The sequence below is a fragment of the Thalassospira sp. GB04J01 genome, from assembly GCF_000751115.1.
GTDB lineage: Bacteria > Pseudomonadota > Alphaproteobacteria > Rhodospirillales > Thalassospiraceae > Thalassospira > Thalassospira lucentensis.
Genome location: NZ_CCDX020000006.1, coordinates 163,965 through 181,633, shown reverse-complemented (window position 1 = coordinate 181,633; position 17,669 = coordinate 163,965). Strand labels below are relative to the sequence as shown.

16 protein-coding genes and 3 tRNA genes are annotated in these 17,669 nt (G+C 53.5%); 9 read left to right on the top strand and 10 right to left on the bottom strand.

The features are described from left to right. Positions 1–120: 120 nt before the first annotated feature. Both AMM48_RS04655 and AMM48_RS04650 read right to left on the bottom strand, forming a co-directional pair. Positions 121–194: transfer RNA gene (locus AMM48_RS04655), tRNA-Gly, on the bottom strand. Between the two features lie 37 nt (positions 195–231). Further along, positions 232–316, bottom strand: a tRNA-Tyr gene (locus AMM48_RS04650). Between the two features lie 193 nt (positions 317–509). Between AMM48_RS04650 and rlmB the strand changes: the two genes are divergently transcribed. The 3 genes from rlmB to AMM48_RS04635 all read left to right on the top strand — a co-directional run bounded on the left by rlmB (position 510) and on the right by AMM48_RS04635 (position 2,036). Then, positions 510–1,382: a 23S rRNA (guanosine(2251)-2'-O)-methyltransferase RlmB gene (rlmB, locus tag AMM48_RS04645; RefSeq protein WP_102783117.1), complete on the top strand. Its 873-nt coding sequence runs from the start codon at positions 510–512 to the stop codon at positions 1,380–1,382. Between the two features lie 98 nt (positions 1,383–1,480). Continuing rightward, positions 1,481–1,557, top strand: a tRNA-Thr gene (locus AMM48_RS04640). 185 nt (positions 1,558–1,742) lie between these two features. Then, the gene (locus tag AMM48_RS04635) at positions 1,743–2,036 is read left to right on the top strand and encodes a ribbon-helix-helix protein, CopG family (RefSeq protein ID WP_102783116.1); all 294 of its coding nucleotides are present in this window, start codon (positions 1,743–1,745) and stop codon (positions 2,034–2,036) included. On the opposite strand, the gene AMM48_RS22340 is transcribed toward AMM48_RS04635, so the two are convergent. The 8 genes from AMM48_RS22340 to AMM48_RS04595 form a co-directional block, all read right to left on the bottom strand. Then, entirely contained in the window at positions 2,033–2,326 is a 294-nt protein-coding gene (locus tag AMM48_RS22340) for a hypothetical protein (RefSeq protein WP_244271117.1), read from the bottom strand. The genes AMM48_RS04635 and AMM48_RS22340 overlap by 4 nt on opposite strands. Positions 2,327–2,427: 101 nt before the next feature. Then, complete coding sequence (locus tag AMM48_RS04625; RefSeq protein WP_181951546.1) at positions 2,428–3,312, bottom strand: isocitrate lyase/PEP mutase family protein; 885 nt, start codon at positions 3,310–3,312, stop codon at positions 2,428–2,430. A gap of 5 nt (positions 3,313–3,317) precedes the next feature. Continuing rightward, the gene (locus AMM48_RS04620) at positions 3,318–4,586 is read right to left on the bottom strand and encodes a TRAP transporter large permease (RefSeq protein WP_102783114.1); all 1,269 of its coding nucleotides are present in this window, start codon (positions 4,584–4,586) and stop codon (positions 3,318–3,320) included. Next, positions 4,583–5,074 (bottom strand): TRAP transporter small permease, encoded by a 492-nt coding sequence (locus AMM48_RS04615; RefSeq protein WP_244271116.1) that lies wholly within the window; start codon positions 5,072–5,074, stop codon positions 4,583–4,585. The genes AMM48_RS04620 and AMM48_RS04615 overlap by 4 nt, the downstream gene beginning before the upstream one ends. Positions 5,075–5,302: 228 nt before the next feature. Continuing rightward, positions 5,303–6,292, bottom strand: a complete 990-nt coding sequence (gene dctP / locus AMM48_RS04610) for a TRAP transporter substrate-binding protein DctP (RefSeq protein ID WP_102783113.1) — start codon at positions 6,290–6,292, stop codon at positions 5,303–5,305. A gap of 318 nt (positions 6,293–6,610) precedes the next feature. After that, positions 6,611–7,150 carry a GNAT family N-acetyltransferase gene (locus AMM48_RS04605; protein WP_102783112.1) on the bottom strand — a complete coding sequence of 180 codons (540 nt, stop codon included), beginning with the start codon at positions 7,148–7,150 and terminating at the stop codon, positions 6,611–6,613. Positions 7,151–7,170: 20 nt separating this feature from the next. After that, complete coding sequence (locus tag AMM48_RS04600; protein WP_102783111.1) at positions 7,171–7,725, bottom strand: helix-turn-helix transcriptional regulator; 555 nt, start codon at positions 7,723–7,725, stop codon at positions 7,171–7,173. Positions 7,726–7,871: 146 nt separating this feature from the next. Further along, on the bottom strand, positions 7,872–8,210 hold the full coding sequence (locus AMM48_RS04595) for a rhodanese-like domain-containing protein (protein ID WP_101304346.1): 339 nt from the start codon (positions 8,208–8,210) through the stop codon (positions 7,872–7,874). Between the two features lie 621 nt (positions 8,211–8,831). Here AMM48_RS04595 and AMM48_RS04590 point away from each other — a divergent pair. The 6 genes from AMM48_RS04590 (at position 8,832) to AMM48_RS04560 (ending at position 17,608) form a co-directional block, all read left to right on the top strand. After that, positions 8,832–10,778 (top strand): PrkA family serine protein kinase, encoded by a 1,947-nt coding sequence (locus AMM48_RS04590; protein ID WP_102783110.1) that lies wholly within the window; start codon positions 8,832–8,834, stop codon positions 10,776–10,778. A gap of 168 nt (positions 10,779–10,946) precedes the next feature. Continuing rightward, positions 10,947–12,284, top strand: coding sequence for a YeaH/YhbH family protein (locus AMM48_RS04585; RefSeq protein ID WP_102783109.1), 1,338 nt, complete (start codon positions 10,947–10,949; stop codon positions 12,282–12,284). Then, on the top strand, positions 12,281–13,885 hold the full coding sequence (locus tag AMM48_RS04580; RefSeq protein WP_102783108.1) for a SpoVR family protein: 1,605 nt from the start codon (positions 12,281–12,283) through the stop codon (positions 13,883–13,885). Before AMM48_RS04585 ends, AMM48_RS04580 begins: the two co-directional genes overlap by 4 nt. Before the next feature lie 383 nt (positions 13,886–14,268). Further along, entirely contained in the window at positions 14,269–15,207 is a 939-nt protein-coding gene (locus tag AMM48_RS04570) for an ABC transporter permease (RefSeq protein WP_102783106.1), read from the top strand. After that, on the top strand, positions 15,207–16,058 hold the full coding sequence (locus AMM48_RS04565) for an ABC transporter permease (RefSeq protein ID WP_102783105.1): 852 nt from the start codon (positions 15,207–15,209) through the stop codon (positions 16,056–16,058). The genes AMM48_RS04570 and AMM48_RS04565 overlap by 1 nt, the downstream gene beginning before the upstream one ends. 14 nt (positions 16,059–16,072) lie before the next feature. After that, a complete protein-coding gene (locus AMM48_RS04560) occupies positions 16,073–17,608 on the top strand; it encodes an ABC transporter substrate-binding protein (protein WP_102783104.1) in 1,536 nt (511 codons plus the stop codon). The last annotated feature ends 61 nt before the right edge of the window (positions 17,609–17,669 follow it).

Here is a 17,669-nt window from a genome sequence, read left to right as displayed (position 1 = left end):
CGATGTTGACGTGCGGTTTTGTGCGCGCAAATTTTTCCTTGGCCATAGCCCTCAGATCCTATATCCGAACCAAAAAACAAGTAAAACCCACCGCACGAGCCGACGGGTACATTCTAAAATTGGAGCGGGTGAAGGGAATCGAACCCTCGTCGTAAGCTTGGAAGGCTTCTGCTCTACCATTGAGCTACACCCGCATATTTCTAGTGCGAGCCCTCGCGAGGGCGAGAGTTATGGTGGAGGGGGCAGGATTCGAACCTGCGTAGACTAAGTCGGCGGAGTTACAGTCCGCTGCATTTGACCGCTCTGCCACCCCTCCATCAGGGTCGTAACGCCGTCCGGGTTCCCCCGGCCTCGTTGCGGCGAGGGAGGGAATACGGCGGAGGCCCCTGTGTTGTCAACAGCAAAAAAAACACGAAATCGTATTTCCTTTCCTATATGTTCCCCAAGCTTTGCTCCTTGAGCGAAACAAAGTGCATTCAGTTCCTTACGGCCCGGAGGTTTCCGCCATTATGTCGCGACGCAACAAACCACGTTCAGGAAATCGTCATCAAGATGACGTCGGGCAGGATAACCTCCCGCAAAACGACGAAAACCGTGAAGGCAATTCGCGTCGCGGACGAAAACGCGGCCGCGATAGCGCTCCGTCGAGCGGAAATTCACGCCTGATTCTCTTTGGGCGTCATCCGGTTATGATGGCAATTGCCAATCCGCAGCGCACGATTCACAAAATCTGGGCCACCGAAACGGTCCGCGATGAAATTAATGCCGCTTTGGCCGATGCCGAACGCACCGACATCCCAGTAGATTCGGCCGGTCGCACCGATCTTGATGAAATGATGCCATCGGGCACCGTTCATCAGGGCATGGCCATGCATTGTGCCCCCCTGCCCCAGCTGTCGATCGAAGAATTCATCGCCGACCACCGGGATTCGGAACAATGCACCGTCATTGTGCTTGATCAGGTCACCGACCCCCACAACGTCGGTGCGATCCTGCGCAGTGCCGCGGCCTTTGGCGCATCGGCCGTCATTGTGCCCGACCGCCATGCTCCGCTTGAAACCGGTGTCTTGGCCAAATCGGCCAGTGGTGCACTTGAAACCATTCCCTACATTCATGCGGGCAACCTCAATCAGACGATTGATAAGCTTAAAAATGCGCATTTCTGGCTGGCCGGGATGGATGGTTATGCCGAAAAGACACTTGCCGAGGCCGACCTCAAAGGTCGGGTGGGAATCGTCATGGGGTCCGAAGGCGAAGGCCTGCGTCGTCTGACCCGCGAGAATTGTGATTTTCTGGTCAAACTTCCGATGTCTGACCGCATCGAAAGCCTCAATGTGTCAAATGCTGCTGCGGTTGCGCTCTACGAGCTTTACCGCAAGTAGGAATGATGCGAATCTAAGGGGTGAATCAAAGATGCAAAATTCTGCTAATCACCCTCTTGCATTCAGGAACGGTCCGGACTATGTTTCGCGCCGCCTGAGCCGGCATAGCTTTAATTGGTAGAGCAGCGGATTTGTAATTCGAAGGTTGGGAGTTCGAGTCTCTCTGCCGGCACCACTAAAAAGAAAACCCCGCACGCCTTTTGGCTGCGGGGTTTTCTTTTATAAACTTCAGCCTGCCCGACAACAAATGACACTGCTATGCCAAACTCAATGTGTTTGGCGGACTGCAATTTCCAATTTCAAAATGAAAATACCGAAAAAGTATGATAAAATCATACGATTGATAATTGGAGTCACATTATGGGCACGAACAATACGATTGAACGCATGACCGTTACGGTGACGCAGGAAATGGCGCATACGATGCGCTCTGCAATGCGTGAAGGCGGCTACGCTTCGAGCAGCGAAATCATCCGTGAAGCCCTGCGCGATTGGCAGCATAAACGCAAACTCAAACAGAGCGAGCTTGATGCCCTGCGTGCAGATATCGCCGTTGGAGACCAAGACATCGCAGAAGATCGCGTAAGCAGCTTTGATGCTGAAACAATCATCAATAGAGGGCAGGAAAAATTAAACGTCCGCTCCCGCTCTTAATTACCGAGACGGCTCAGAACGATCTGGCCGATATCTGGGCGTTTATCGCCGAGGACAATCATGATGCGGCAACCCGCCTGATCCATGAGATCGGCGAACGATTTGATCCCCTTTGTCAGAATCCGGAAATGGGCCCCAAACGCGACGAACTGTCGCCCGGCCTTCGCGTTTGCATCCATAGAAATTACGCCATCTACTACCGCATAAGACCATCCGGGTTGGTCATTTTGCGTGTGCTGCATGGTGCGCGCGATACCACGGCACAGTTTGATCCGAAATAGGCGCGCCAATCTGTCCGTCACCCAACGAAAATGGATTTGTATCGGTATAAACATAACAGTCCCGCAAGATCGCGAAACCTTGCGGGACTGTTATATGGAAAAGGCACTACTTAGCCATCCCGTCGCGAAGACGCATAGCGCTCCGAGTCTTGGTAATAGGCATCAAACCCTATGCGTTTGCGCAAATCAGCCCAATCCATCAATTTGTCGTCGCGTGGAACACCTGCTTTCATGGATTGGAGGGTTTCGACCATTGCTTTCATGGCTGCCGCCATCAGCGACAGCGGATAAGCCGCAATCTGATATCCGATGTCTTTAAGCTCATCAGGTGATAAATCCGGCGTTTCCCCGCCTTCGACGATATTGGCCATCTTGGGCCCCGATAATTCGGCACAGACGGTGCGCATTTCCGCGACCGATTTGGGTGCTTCAACAAACAGGATATCGGCCCCTAGTTCCTTGAACTTCGCCGCCCGATCAATCGCCTCAGTCAGGCCATGCTGATGGCGGGCATCGGTGCGTGCCAAAATCAGGATGTCTGCCCCCGCTTCGCGCGCATCCACCGCTGCCTTGATGCGGTCAAACGCCTCATCCCGGCCGACAACTTCCTTGCCCTTGGTATGGCCGCAACGTTTGGGGGCCAGTTGATCTTCGATCATCACCGCCGCACAGCCCGCCTTGGCAAAGCCGGTCACAGTACGGCGCACATTCATCGCATTGCCGTATCCGGTGTCACCATCACCAATCAGGGGTATGGAAATGGCATCGGTGATGTTGCGCGCCTGATCAAGCACTTCGCCGTAGGACATCAGGCCAAGATCAGGTTCCCCGATCTGGGCCGCAGATGTCGCAAAGCCCGACATGAAGGTCAGGCCAAACCCTTCCTGTTCAATCAATTTCGCCGAAAGCGCGTCAAAACAGCACGGCATGGTAATCAGATCCCCCGTCGCCAGAAGATCACGGAGTTTGTCAGCAGGTGTCACAATTTTGGTCATACGCATCACAGTTTAAACGGAATATAAAGTGCAAGATCATGCCAGACGTAAAGGATCGCGGCAGTCAGGAACATCAGCAGCAAGAACGGTAAAACCCCGCGTGCCACCTCGCCCAATCGGGTTTTGGCAACCGACTGAATGACATAAAGGTTCAACCCCACCGGCGGGGTAATCAGCGCACATTCAACCATGATCACCATATAGACCCCAAACCACACCGGATCAAACCCAAGGGCCAAGGCCGCAGGCAACAAGACCGGCGTCATGATCAGGACCATAGACAGGGCTTCAAACACCAGCCCCATGATCAGCAGCACCACCGTCACGACAAGGATAAAGCCAAGCTGGGTATCGATCCCCTGACTGATCATCACAGAGATGTCTTGCGGGATGCGATACAGTGTGATGGCTTTGCCAAACACCTTGGCCCCGGCAATGATCAGAATGATGGCGACCGTGGTGGCCATCGAGTCAAAGATCGCCAGTTTTAATTTTTCCCACGTCAGAACCCGCATCACAGCCGTAATGATCAGTGCGGCGGCAAACCCGATGGCCGCCGCCTCGGTCGGGGTAAAGGCCCCGGAATAAATCCCCCCAATAATCAAAACGGCAAGCAGAACAGACGGCAATGCCTTAAAGGTAGCACGTTTGCGTTCGGCCCAATCACGTTTGGGTTCGCGTTCCTGTCCACCCAACCGGGCATAGACCATCGAAAAAATGATAAACAGCACCAACAGCGCAATGCCCGGACCAATCCCGGCCAAAAACAGCGCAATCACCGATTCTTCAGTGACAAAGCCGTAAATGATCATCGGAATCGATGGCGGGATCAAAATACCAAGCGTGCCACCTGCGGCCAGCAGGCCATAGACAAACCGCTTGTTGTAGCCGCGATTGATCATTTCCGGGATGGCAACCGTGCCAATGGTCGCAGCCGTTGCCACCGATGACCCCGAAATCGCGGCAAACACCCCGCAGGACAGGATGGTCGCCACCGCCAAGCCCCCGGGCCAATGGCCGACCCATGCACTCACCGCGGCAAAAAGGTCATTACCAACCCCGGCACGCAACAGCGTATTGGACATCAATAAAAACAGCGGCACCGCCAACAGGATAAACCCGTCCAGCGTCGATAAAATCGCCTGTGGTGCCATCAAGGGCGAAAACCCGCCAAGGATCAACATGCCAAGCCCAAGCCCGCCAAGGGCAAAGGCGACCGGCACACGGATAAGCAACAAGGCGAACATCGCCGCCAAGGTTAAGATGATCGTCATTCGTGCGCACCTTTTGGAATTTCCTTGCCGCGCAAAAGGCCGATAATTTCAATCACGGCCTGAACGGCCAAAAGCGCAAATCCGATGGCCACAGGAAGCTCGGCAACCCACGACGGCAGATCAAGCATCGTGCCCGTCGTGCGCCCGCGTTCAAAGCTTTCAAAAAAGATGTCCCAACCCTTGATCGTCACCATGACAGAAAACGCAAGGATCGCCGTCATCGCAATAACTTCGAGCCCGCGCTGAACCAACGGCGGACACAGTCGGGTGATCGCATCGACCGAAATATGGCGACGTGCGGCCAAGGCCCAGGGCATGCCCATCAAGGATCCCCAGATCAGGCAAAGTTGCGAAAGCTCCGCAGCCCAGATTGTGGGGCGAATAAAGAAATACCGGGCAATGACTTCGTAGGTCAGCATGCAGCCCGCTGCCACAAACAGAAGGGCCGCAACCCACGCCAGCAAAAGCATCAATCGATCAAACATCATTTAAATAATGCCGTTCTGCGATAGCGGACCACTAGCCCTGCATCACGAAAACGGTTTGCTCCTGATCACGAAAAATACAAAAAATCACCATCGCACGCGGTGCCGGGACAAAGCAGAACGGCGGCGTGGCCCCCACGCGATGATGACATTAGGCTCATAGAAGCCCATCCGGTCAGAAAACCGACCGGATGGGCTTCTGAATGTATCGAGGTGTTCCGAAAACAGTTCCTAGAATTTTTCAGCAGCGTCAAAGACCTGCTTGCCAAGATCACCGGCATCTTCAAGGAACGCATCATATACCGGCTGGGAAACCGCGCGCCATTTGGCAAGTTCCGCGTCAGTCGGACGATAAACCGTCATACCTGCTTCTTCGGCCGCACTGTAAGCAGCGGCTTCGATGTCGCTCATACGGTCGCGAACATCTGCCTCGGCATTCATCGCTGCGGCATTGATGATGTCGCGCTGTTCATCGCTAAGCCCATTCCAGAAATCGGTATTGACCACAACAATGAACTCGATATCGGCATGGTTGGTCACGGTGATATTATCCATGACTTCCCAAAGCTGACGGGATTTAACGCCAGAAACACCCGTCATTCCAACGTCAACCGTGCCACGTTGATAGGCAATATACTGCTCGGAGCCCGAAACAAGTGTCGGCGCACCGCCCGCAGACGTTACAAAATCACCAAGGGTTTTGCCAAAGACACGGACTTTCTTGCCTTCAAGGTCTTCCGGACCATGCAGCGGTTCATCCTTGGACAGCATGATCGCCCCGCCGTACGCCTGCCACCACAAAACGGTCGCACCGGTATCGGCAATTGCCTCATCAAGCGGACCGCGCACCGGCGATCCTTTGGCAACGGCCTTACGGACCTTTTCCTCGGAATCAAACACAAACGGCTGATAGAAAATATCAACGGCGGGAACATCACCGACATAACGGGTCAGGGACGCAACGCCCATTTCAATCGCACCCGATCCAACGGCGGCGGGGACTTCCTTGTCTTTATAAAGCTGGGCTGAATCGTAAATCTGAACTTCGATGTCGCCGTTTGATTTTTCCTCAACCTCTTGCTTGAACATCAAAAGGTTCTGGCCAAGGTGGCTTTTCATCGGCAACTGCAAGGAGATGCGCAAGGTCAGTTCAGCCGCCTGAACCGCACCGGCAAAACCAACAGACGCAATCAGCGCCGCGGCAAGGGCAAATTTCTTCATGATGGACGTCCTCCAAGTACTTTTATTTTAATTCTATCGTCTCAAAGAAAAAGATGCGCCCATTTCGCAATAGGGTTCAACATGTTTTACCACGTTAAGGACATCCCCCAACAAACCCTTAGTGCGCCGCACAAGGCTTTGAACTCGCATAACAAAACGAAATTTTAGCCAAACCCGCCTCACATCGCTGCAGCGCAGCACGACAATTGTTGCTCACATGCCGGTCTGGATGGCAAATACTGGCATGCAAGAACGCCCGTTCTGAATACACCCTTCCGGAATCGCGTGACAAAGCGTTGCGAAACCAAGGGGCTACATTCAAACCCGCTTAAACATGACCGTGGTTGCACTAAGCTGGTCCGAAAAAGGATCACGGGCATAATCGGGGATCACCCCTGCGCACTGAAATCCAAGTGACAGATACAATGTTTCCGCACTGTCACCCGTGCGGGTATCAAGGGTCAGCAACGACCGCCCCATATCCCGTGCACAATCTTCGGCCGCCATCATCAACAACCGGGCAATCCCCCGCCGACGGCAATCGGGTCGCACCATCAATTTACTGATGTCACCGCGATGGCGCTGATTTGGCATGGTATCAATATCAAGCTGTACGGTGCCCACCACACACCCCTGATCCATTGCGGCAAACAATCTCCGCTTCCCACCCCGAAGGGCCGGAACAATCCGGTCACGCCAAAATGCAATCGCCTCCTCGACCGGGAACGGTTCAATAAAGCCGATGCTCGCCCCGTCATGGACGCAGGCATGGAGCATCTCGCCGAACTGGTCGATCCGCGCGGTCAGGCCGTCGGCGTCAAGGTTGATTATGGTCGGGACAGGCAATGATCGGTTCATAATGGGTTCTTTGCTGTGATCTAGTCGATAATGAACAGGTGATAGCGCGCACCCGCGTTTTTCGGGGTTTGAAACACGTTGCCACCGCGCAACTGATACCTCAGGCAATCCCCCTCCCCCAGATGATGGGTTGTGCCATCAATCTGCATGGTCAGGTGCCCATCAAGCATCACCAGATGATGTTCCAGCCCGTCACGCGGCGATCCGCCATATTCAATGCGTTGCCCCGGATCGATTTCGACTTCAATCACCTCGCCCGAAAGCAGTCGGGAGGTCGGCGACACCAGTCGGCGGCGATATCCGGTTTCCGGATCGGTCCAGACTTCCTGCGATGCATGGGTAACCAGCGGGATGAAGTCATCCTCGACCATCTGCATCAAACGCGACAATGTCATCCCATATGCCACACACAGTTTGCCCAGCACACTGGCCGTCGGGCTGACATCACCATTTTCAATCCGTGACAAGCTGGCACGGCTGACCGCACTGCGCTTTGCCAAGTCGTCAAGCGACCATCCACGATCAGATCGCAACGCCGCCAATCTGTCGGCCAGCCTTGTTTCAATTTCGTTCATAAGCACCTCGAATCTCTTTAATGGGATATTTTTCCATTTTCGAGAAATCGTCAAGATAGAAAAACCGGCCATCACGCATGAGGCCGGTTTGAATTGCCAATTCGAATAGATCGTCCCTGACAAATGTCGATCAAACGCCCGTCGGGTTATTTGCCACCTTCAAGATCAAACCCACCGCGGGTCCAGCTTTGAATGCCGCCCTTAAGGTTAATCACCTTGCAATCGACATGTGGCAACACCGCATTCGCCGCGCCGAAGGATCGCTGCCCCACCGCACAGACAAACACAAGATCGGTGTCGTTTTCATCGGTCAGATCAATCAGGGCCGGGATATCAAAATTCGATGTCGGAATATTGATCGCCGTTTCGATGTGACCGGTGGCGAATTCGTCGGCTTCGCGGACATCAATCACCGTAACCGTTTCCTGCCCGATCAACTGATCCAGTTCATGGGGCTCGACAAATTCAACACTACCTTCGGTCATTCCGGCTTCCATAATTCTTGCGCGTGCCCGGCGGTTAAAGCCGACTGCCTGTGATACCGTCTCAGGCCAACTTTGCGCAAATGCAAAATATTTTATCCCCGCACGACTTTCCTCGACACCACAGGGCAACCGCCAAACCGGCTCACTCACACGTGATCGGATAGGCGGAAATTCCGTCGATAATACTTATGTCTTGCCTTGCGGATGGATACGCAACTTCCCACGTTTGAAGAGTAGGCTTTTGCACCGATGAAAATCGGGGGGCGGAAATCAGGGTCGCACGACGGATGACCGCCAAGACATTTCTAAAGTCGACTAATCGGCCGCTGCAACAGGGCCAAATATCGCAACCATTGGCTGCAAATACAGATACCCGCGATGGAAATACTGTAAAACTTCAATTCTTGTTAAGTCCCGGCGAATTCCGCCATTCATTAACCAGAACGTCAATATTTTCTTTTAATATATTTACGGTCCGACAAACTCATCAAGACGAGCTTTGCCGACGTACATAGACTAAGGCGGCCCAAAACGGGCCTACCGCACCGCAAAAAAATTCAGGAACGACAGGAAACGCACATTCTGACACGCATGAGATAACGTTTGAAAGGAGACCGCGCCATGGCTGAAGGCAAGGATATCTTCGAGCTGTATGCGGAAGGCTATGACGGAAAACAAGAAACCGAACTAACCATTCGCGATTACCTCAATTTATGTCGTGAAGACCCAACGGCTTATGCGTCCGCCGCAGAACGCATGATTACCGCCATCGGTGAACCCGAACTGATCGATACATCGACAGATCCCCGACTGGCCCGCGTCTTCCTTAACCGCACCATCAAACGGTATCCGGCCTTTGTCGATTTTTACGGCATGGAAGAAACCATCGAACGTATCGTTGGCTTCTTTAAATATGCCGCACAGGGTTTGGAAGAACGCAAACAGGTTCTCTATCTGCTTGGTCCGGTAGGTGGGGGCAAAAGCTCCCTTGCTGAACGGCTCAAGGAACTGATGGAACAGGAACCGATTTATGTCCTCAAAGCCGGCGATGACATCAGCCCGGTTTTCGAAAGCCCGCTTGGCCTGTTTAATCCAGCCAAAATGGGCGACGCCATTCAGGACAAATATGGCATTCCCAAACGCCGCCTCACCGGCTTGATGTCGCCATGGGCGGTCAAGCGCCTTGACGAATTTGAAGGCGATCTTAGTAAATTCTCGGTCATTAAGCTGATCCCGTCACGCCTGCGCCAGATCGGCATTGCCAAAACCGAACCCGGTGATGAAAACAATCAGGATATTTCATCCCTTGTCGGTAAGGTCGATATCCGCAAGCTTGAATATTACAGCCAGAACGACCCGGATGCGTATAGCTATTCCGGCGGGCTGAACCGGGCCAACCAGGGCCTTCTTGAATTTGTCGAAATGTTCAAGGCCCCGATCAAGATGCTCCATCCGTTGCTGACCGCCACACAGGAAAGCAACTATATCGGCACTGAAAACCTTGGCGCCATCCCGTTTCAGGGCTTGATCCTTGCCCATTCAAACGAGTCAGAATGGCAAACGTTTAAGGCCAACAAGAACAACGAAGCCTTCATCGACCGTATCAGCGTGATCAAGGTGCCCTATTGCCTGCGTGTGACCGAAGAAACCCAGATTTACGACAAGCTTCTTGAAGGATCGGAACTTGAACAGGGCGCCTGTGCGCCCGGCACGCTTAAGATGCTCGCGCAATTCTCGGTGCTGTCGCGCCTGCATGAACACGAAAACTCCAACCTTTATTCCAAAATGCGGGTCTATGACGGTGAAACGCTCAAAGACGTCGATCCCAAGGCCAAATCCATGCAGGAATATCGCGATACCGCCGGTGTTGACGAAGGCATGGACGGCATTTCAACCCGTTTTGCCTTTAAGGTCCTGTCGGAAACCTTCAACCATGACACCAACGAAGTTGCCGCCGACCCAGTACATCTGATGTATGTGCTCGAACAGGCAATCCGGCGCGAACAGTACCCCGAAGAACGTGAAAAAGATTATATGGACTTCATCAAGTCCGAACTGGCGCCGCGCTATGCCGAGTTTATCGGGGCCGAAATCCAGAAAGCCTATCTCGAAAGCTATTCCGACTACGGGCAGAACCTGTTTGATCGTTATGTGTCCTATGCCGATGCATGGATCGAAGATCAGGACTTCAAAGACCCCGATACCGGACAGCTCCTTGATCGTAAAATCATTGATCAGGAACTCTCAAAGATCGAAAAACCCGCTGGCATCGCCAATCCAAAGGACTTCCGCAACGAGGTCGTCAAATTTGCCCTGCGCACACGTGCCAATAACAAGGGCAAAAATCCGGCATGGACGTCCTATGAAAAACTGCGCGAAGTGATCGAAAAACGCATGTTCAGTCAGGTCGAAGACCTGCTGCCGGTGATTTCTTTTGGCTCGAAACAAGACAGCGAAACCGAGAAGAAACACAACGAGTTCGTCAAACGCATGATTGATCGATCCTATACCGAACGTCAGACGCGCCGTCTGGTCGAATGGTACATGCGTGTCAACAAGGCCGGTTAAGCCAAAACGTGGCTTACCGACCGCACCGGACGGTTCTCCCCTTGTCCGTCCGGTGCCCCTCTTCCGACCACCATGGATGCAGTCTGTTTGCTGTTTCCTGCGTGTGTCTTAGGGGGCAAAAGCCCCCGCACACAACGCACATGACCCCGTGCAAGGATGTGACCGCCCATGCTTTACATCGTCGACCGCCGTAAAAATCCCACTGGCAAAAGCCTTGGCAACCGGCAACGCTTCATGCGCCGTGCAAGGGCTCAAATCAAAAAGGCCGTCGAAGAGTCTATTCGCACCCGTGGCATTACCGATATCAACAACGGCGATCAGGTGATCATTCCGGGCAAGACGCTCAAAGAACCCGGATTTCATCATGCACGCCGGGGCGGTAATCGTGATTACGTTCTGCCGGGCAACAAGAAATTTGTTCAGGGCGACCGTGTCGCACGCCCCAACGAAGACGGTGGCGGTGCCGGTGGGTCAAAGGCCAGCCCGGACGGGGATGGCGAGGATGAATTTCAATTCACCCTGACCCGTGATGAGTTTCTCGACATCTTCTTTGAAGACCTCGAACTGCCCGACCTTTTGAAAAAAAGCCTCAAGCAAACCACGGCCTTTCGAAACGCGCGTGCCGGTTTTTCCGTACAGGGCACCCCGGCCAACTTAAGCTTGGTGCGCACCATGCGCAATTCACTGGCCCGGCGCATTGGCTTGCGCCGCCCCAAAACCGCTGAAATCCGCGACCTCGAAGACCAAATCACCGCCCTTCAGGAAAAGGCCAACAAACGCCCGTCGGGCAAATTGACCAAACCTGATGATGAAAAGCTCCATGCCCTTTTGGCCGATCTTGAAAACGCCAAACGTCGCATGAAGTCGATCCCGTTCATTGATCCGATTGACACCCGCTATAACCAGTTTCAACAAATCCCCGATCCCAATACGCAGGCGGTGATGTTTTGTCTGATGGATGTATCGGGGTCAATGTCCGAACAGATGAAGGAACTGGGCAAACGGTTTTTCATGCTGCTGCATCTGTTTTTGCATCGCCGTTACGAACATGTCGATGTGGTGTTTATCCGCCATACATCGCGCGCATCCGAGGTGGATGAGGAAACCTTTTTCTATTCGCGTGAAACCGGTGGCACGATTGTCTCCACCGCGCTCGAAGAAATGAAAAAGGTACTGAAAGACCGCTATCCCACCGATCAGTGGAACATCTATGCCGCACAGGCATCCGATGGCGACAACTATTCAAATGACGGCGCAAAATGCACGGCCCTTCTGGCCGAAGACCTTCTGCCCAAATGCCAGTATTACGCCTACATCGAAATCACGGATGAGCGAGAGGCCGAAATTTTCGCCGCCGCCGAGGGCGAAACCGCCCTTTGGAAGTCCTATGCCCCGCTTGCGGCCGTCAATCCACGGTTTTCGCTTAAACGGGTGACCAAGGCTGCGGATATCTTTCCGGTATTTCGCGAACTCTTTGCCAAAAACCGCGCTGAGGCCAAGACATGAGCACATCATCGCACAGCAAAAACACCTCCACCGCTCAAACGTCCGATCCGTCCAACAAGCTTTTGTTCAACGGTGCGGATTGGGATTTTGATACGCTCAAAAACACCTATGACGCGATTGAAGACATCGCCCTGAATGAGCTGAAACTTGATGTCTATGCCAATCAGGTCGAGGTCATCACCTCCGAACAAATGCTGGATGCTTATTCATCGATTGGCATGCCGCTCATGTATCACCACTGGTCGTTTGGCAAACGCTTCGTGCGCGATGATGTGATGTACCGCAAAGGCTATCAGGGACTGGCCTATGAAATCGTGATCAACTCCAACCCGTGCATTTCTTATGTCATGGAGGAAAACACCATTGTCATGCAGGCACTGGTGATGGCCCATGCCGCCTTTGGTCATAATCATTTTTTTAAAAACAACTATCTGTTCAAACAATGGACCGATGCGGATGGCATTCTTGATTATCTGCAATTTGCCAAACGCTATATCGCCAAGTGTGAAGACCGGTATGGCTTTGACGCGGTTGAACGGGTTCTCGATGCGGCGCACGCCCTGATGGAACAGGGGGTTAACCGTTATTCCCATCCGGAAAAACCCAATCTGGCGGTTGAGCTTGAACGCGAACGCGAACGCGCCAAATACGAAGACGAAACCTATAACGACCTGTGGCGCACCCTGCCCCAGACCGACACCGACGATCAGGACGTGGACGAGATCCAGCGCAAAATGCGGATCGAAGAACGCCGGGCCCAATTTGGCCTGCCCGAAGAAAACCTTCTGTACTTCCTGGAAAAGAACGCGCCCGCCATGCAGTCATGGGAACGCGAAATCCTCCGCATCGTGCGCAATATAGGGCAATATTTCTATCCGCAGAAACAAACCAAAGTGATGAACGAAGGCTGTGCCTGTTACGTGCATTATTCCATCATGAACAGCCTCTATGACAAGGGGCTGGTGTCCGAAGGGGCGATGATGGAATTCATCGATTCACATTCACGGGTTGTTTTTCAGGCCGAATTTGATGATCAACGCTATTCGGGGTTCAACCCCTATGCACTGGGTTTTGCCATGATGCAGGACATCCACCGCATGTGTGTCGATCCCACCGACGAAGACCGCAAATGGTTCCCCGATATCGCAGGCAATGGTGAGCCAGTTGAAACACTCAAAGACGCCTGGGCCAATTACCGCGACGAAAGCTTCATCTTGCAATTCTTGTCGCCCAAAGTGATGCGCGACATGCGCATGTTCATGATCGACGATCAAAGCGCATCCCCCCATCTTGAAGTCGCGGCCATCCATGATGATAACGGCTATCGCCGGGTGCGTCGGTCACTGGCACGCATGCATGATGTTTCGGTGCGTGAACCTGACATGCAGATCGTCGATGTTGATATTCGTGGCAACCGCCAACTTTATGTCCAGCACACCGAGCATGAAGGCATCCGCCTTGAAAAGGCCGAAGCCGAAATGACGCTGGGCTATATCGGCCAACTTTGGGGATATGGCGTCACGCTTCAGGCCATCGATTACAAAACCGGCGAAATCCTGCATGAAACAAACTACACGCCCGACGACCTGAGTGCGGCCTGATCGCCCACCCTGTCCAAGGTGATCGGCTTAAAGCCCATTGCATTTAAGCAAACCAAATCGCGATAACCAACGCGGTCTGTATTCCCTTGCAAGACCGCGGCGCGCCCGGACGCCATTTTCACGTCCGGGACCGCAATGCCCCACATTGCGCAAAGCACCATCTCAAGATTTACATAAATCAACTTATTCACTCATTGCGCGTTTCATTTGTGATCGTCACGCGCTTTGTTAGCAGTGAGTTGCCCGTTTCAATCCAGATGAACCATTTTAACGACATTAAGAATTAAAATCAGTTGCATCATATCTTTGAGAATGCTTATTAATTTCGAACAGTTATCGCCCCCAAAATTTTAAACCCGCGCACCGGCTTGAAAGGTCGTTTGATGGCATCTCGCCTGATCGCCCGCATGACGCATGCCTTGATACTGCTGTTCGTCGTTTCTGTCGTCGGCTTTGCCTTGCTGCGTTTAATGCCCGGCGATTTTGCCGAAATCCTGCTGATGGCGCAAATGGATGGCACCCTGCCCGACGCATCGCAGGTCCAGCAGTTCGCCGCAAGCAACGGCCTTGATGATCCCCTGCCCCAGCAATATGCCCGATGGCTTTTTGCGTTGCTGCAGGGCGATCTTGGCAAGTCCTTCATCACCGATGAACCGATCATAAATGATATCGCCCTGCGTCTGGGCCAATCGTTGATACTCGCGGTCCTATCACTCGTCACCGCCCTTGCGATTGCGGTTCCGCTGGGTGTGCTCTGTGCGCGCTACCCCGGCAGCAAGATCGACCGCATCGCCGGCATGATCAGCGTCATTGGCATGTCGATCCCCAATTTCTGGTACGCGCTGTTACTCGCATTGCTGTTTTCGCTTGTCCTTGGCTGGTTGCCAACCGGCGGGCATGGCACGTGGGCACATGCCATTTTACCAACCCTTGTGATTGCGACCTCGGTTGCCGGTGTTTTGTCGCGTTATGTGCGGGGCAGCCTGCTTGAAGAACTGTCAAAACCCTATATCCGCACCGCCAAGGCCAAAGGTGCGAGCCGGTTACGTACTGTTTTACGCCACGCGATCCCGAACATTGCGCCGGGACTTCTGACCTTTTCGGGCATGCAGTTCGCGCGGATTTTTGATGGCATGATCATTGTCGAAACCCTGTTTGCCTGGCCGGGCATCGGGCGGTTTTTAGTGGAATCGCTTTTGAACCGGGACTACCCCGCCATTCAGGCCTGTTTCCTGCTTGTCGCCGCGTCCTACATTTTGGTCAATCTGGCGGTTGATATTGCCATTGCCCTGTACGATCCGCGCACCCGGGAAATCGTGTAATGCAAAAAATGTCCTTTACCCGCGGCAAGCTGTTGGGCACCTCCGATCATTGGCGGGGCTATGCCACCTTTATGATCGCGGTCATCCTTGCGGTTCTGATCCTGCCATTGTTTGCCCCGCACGATCCCCACACGGTGCAATTCCTGTATCGGCTCAAGCCGCCCAGTTTTGACTATCCGCTTGGTACCGACGCCATGGGCCGCTGTGTTTTGTCGCGGTTACTTTATGGCGCGCGCCTGACCACCGCATCGGCGATGGCCGTGGTTGTCTGTGCATCCCTGATCGGCAGCCTGATCGGTGCGATTGCCGGTATGGTTGGCGGCGTTCTGGATCGCGCGATGATGCGGTTGTGCGAAGGCATGTCGGTTTTCCCGGCTCTTGCCATTTGTATGATTATTGCCGGGACGCTCGGATTGGGGCTTAAGGCCGTTATCATCGCCCTGATGTGTGTACATTGGACCGATTACGCACGGGTTGTGCGCAATGCGGTGATCGTCGAACGATCCAAACCCTATGTCATGGCTGCCGTTGCTCTTGGCGCACGACGCCACCGCATCGCCGTCCGCCATATTCTTCCAAACATCATCGGGCCGCTTTTGACCTTAAGCGCCTATTCCATGTCATGGGCCATTCTGGCGTTCGCCGGGCTGAGCTTCCTTGGGCTCGGGGTGGAGCCGGGCACACCGGAATGGGGTTTGATGATTGCTGAATCTCGCAATTACTTGCGTGACTATCCGCGTCTGGTGCTTGCACCGGGCCTGACCATCGCGGCCTTCGTCGTGGCGGTCAATCTGCTCGGAGACATGTTGGGAGACCGTTTCCGGGTGCGTCAGATCAACTACCTTCATTAAATAGAGACAGTAAGATGATCAAAAGAACACTTCTTGGGGTTGCCATCGCGGCACTTGCACTGGGCACTTTTGGCGCCACATCGCAAGATGCCAAGGCATCAGACGACAATACCCTTATCATTGGCACCATGTGGGAATCACAACCCCTGGCGATGAAGCCGCGCCGCTCAAGGTTTTTCAATGAAAGCGAAATCCTCGATACGCTGGTAAAGCTTGATTACGACCTGAAACCGATCCCGGGGCTGGCAACGTCGTGGGAACGGGTTTCACCAACAGTCTGGCGTTTTAACCTGCGCGAAAATGTTGTTTTTCATGACGGCACCAAACTTGATGCCGAGGCCATCAAATTCTCGCTCGAACGGGTGGTCGCATTGCTGCCCTATGCGGCCGATCTTTTGAACATCAAATCCATGACCGCCATATCGCCGCTGGTTCTCGAAATTGAAAACACCGAACCCTATGCCGCCCTGCCCAACCAACTGACCGATGCGATCACCGTGGTTTACGCCAAATCATCGTTTGATGAGGCCGGTGAGTTCGTTAAACCAGTCGGCACCGGCCCTTGGAAATTCGAAGAATACCGCAAACAGGACCGCACGATTGTCACCCGCTTTGACGACTATTGGGGTGAAAAACCGGCCCTTGAAAAGATCGTCTATCGCTATATCCCCGATCATAATTCACGAACTCTGGCGCTTGAAGCAGGCGAAATTGATTTTGTCACCAACATGCTGCCATCCGATGTCAAACGTCTGTCGAAGGACGCGGATTTCAAGGTTTACGAACAACCAACATCGGGCCTGTATTACGGTGCATTCAATGCCGGTGACAAAAGCCCGCTTTCCGATGTGCGCATCCGCCGTGCCGTCAACGCGCTGGTGGACCGTAACCTGATTGTCGAAGGTGCCCTTGATGGGGTCGGCGAACCGGCATGGGAATTCTTTGCACCCGAATTTGACTGGGCCCCGCAGGCCGACAGCAAATACAGCCTCAACCCGGAACGGGCCGCATCGCTTCTGACCGATGCCGGATATGAAAAAACCGATGGCAAATGGACCAAGGATGGCGAACAGCTGACCTTGCGGATCCTCAGCTATACCTCGCGCACCGAAATGCCAATGATCACCGAAGCAATGGCTGCCCTTTTGAACCAGCAAGGCATTGCCACCGATGTTCAGATGTATACGTGGGGCGGGATGCTTGATCTGGTCAAACGCGGTGAATATGACATTTCCGTCGTGTTCTGGACCCCGGAAATGACCGGCCACCCGGACCTGCACCTGAAATCACAATTCCATTCCAAAGCAGGCCTGAACTATCAATTCTGGGAAAACACCGAATTTGACGCCGCTGTTGATACCGGCCGCACCCTTGATGCGGGCACAGAGAAGGATGCGACCTATAAAAAGGCGATGAACATCCTGCATGATGATGCCCCGATTATTCCGCTGGTGCATAAGGTGTTTGTCGTGGCCTCGACCAAGGGTGTTAAGGGCTATCGCATTCATCCGTCCGGCTTCTTCTTCGATTTCAAGAACGTTTCGAAGTAATCTGCACTGTTCCACCTCCGGCCAATGCCGGGGGTGGTTTTCGTCTTTCCCGCAACATCGC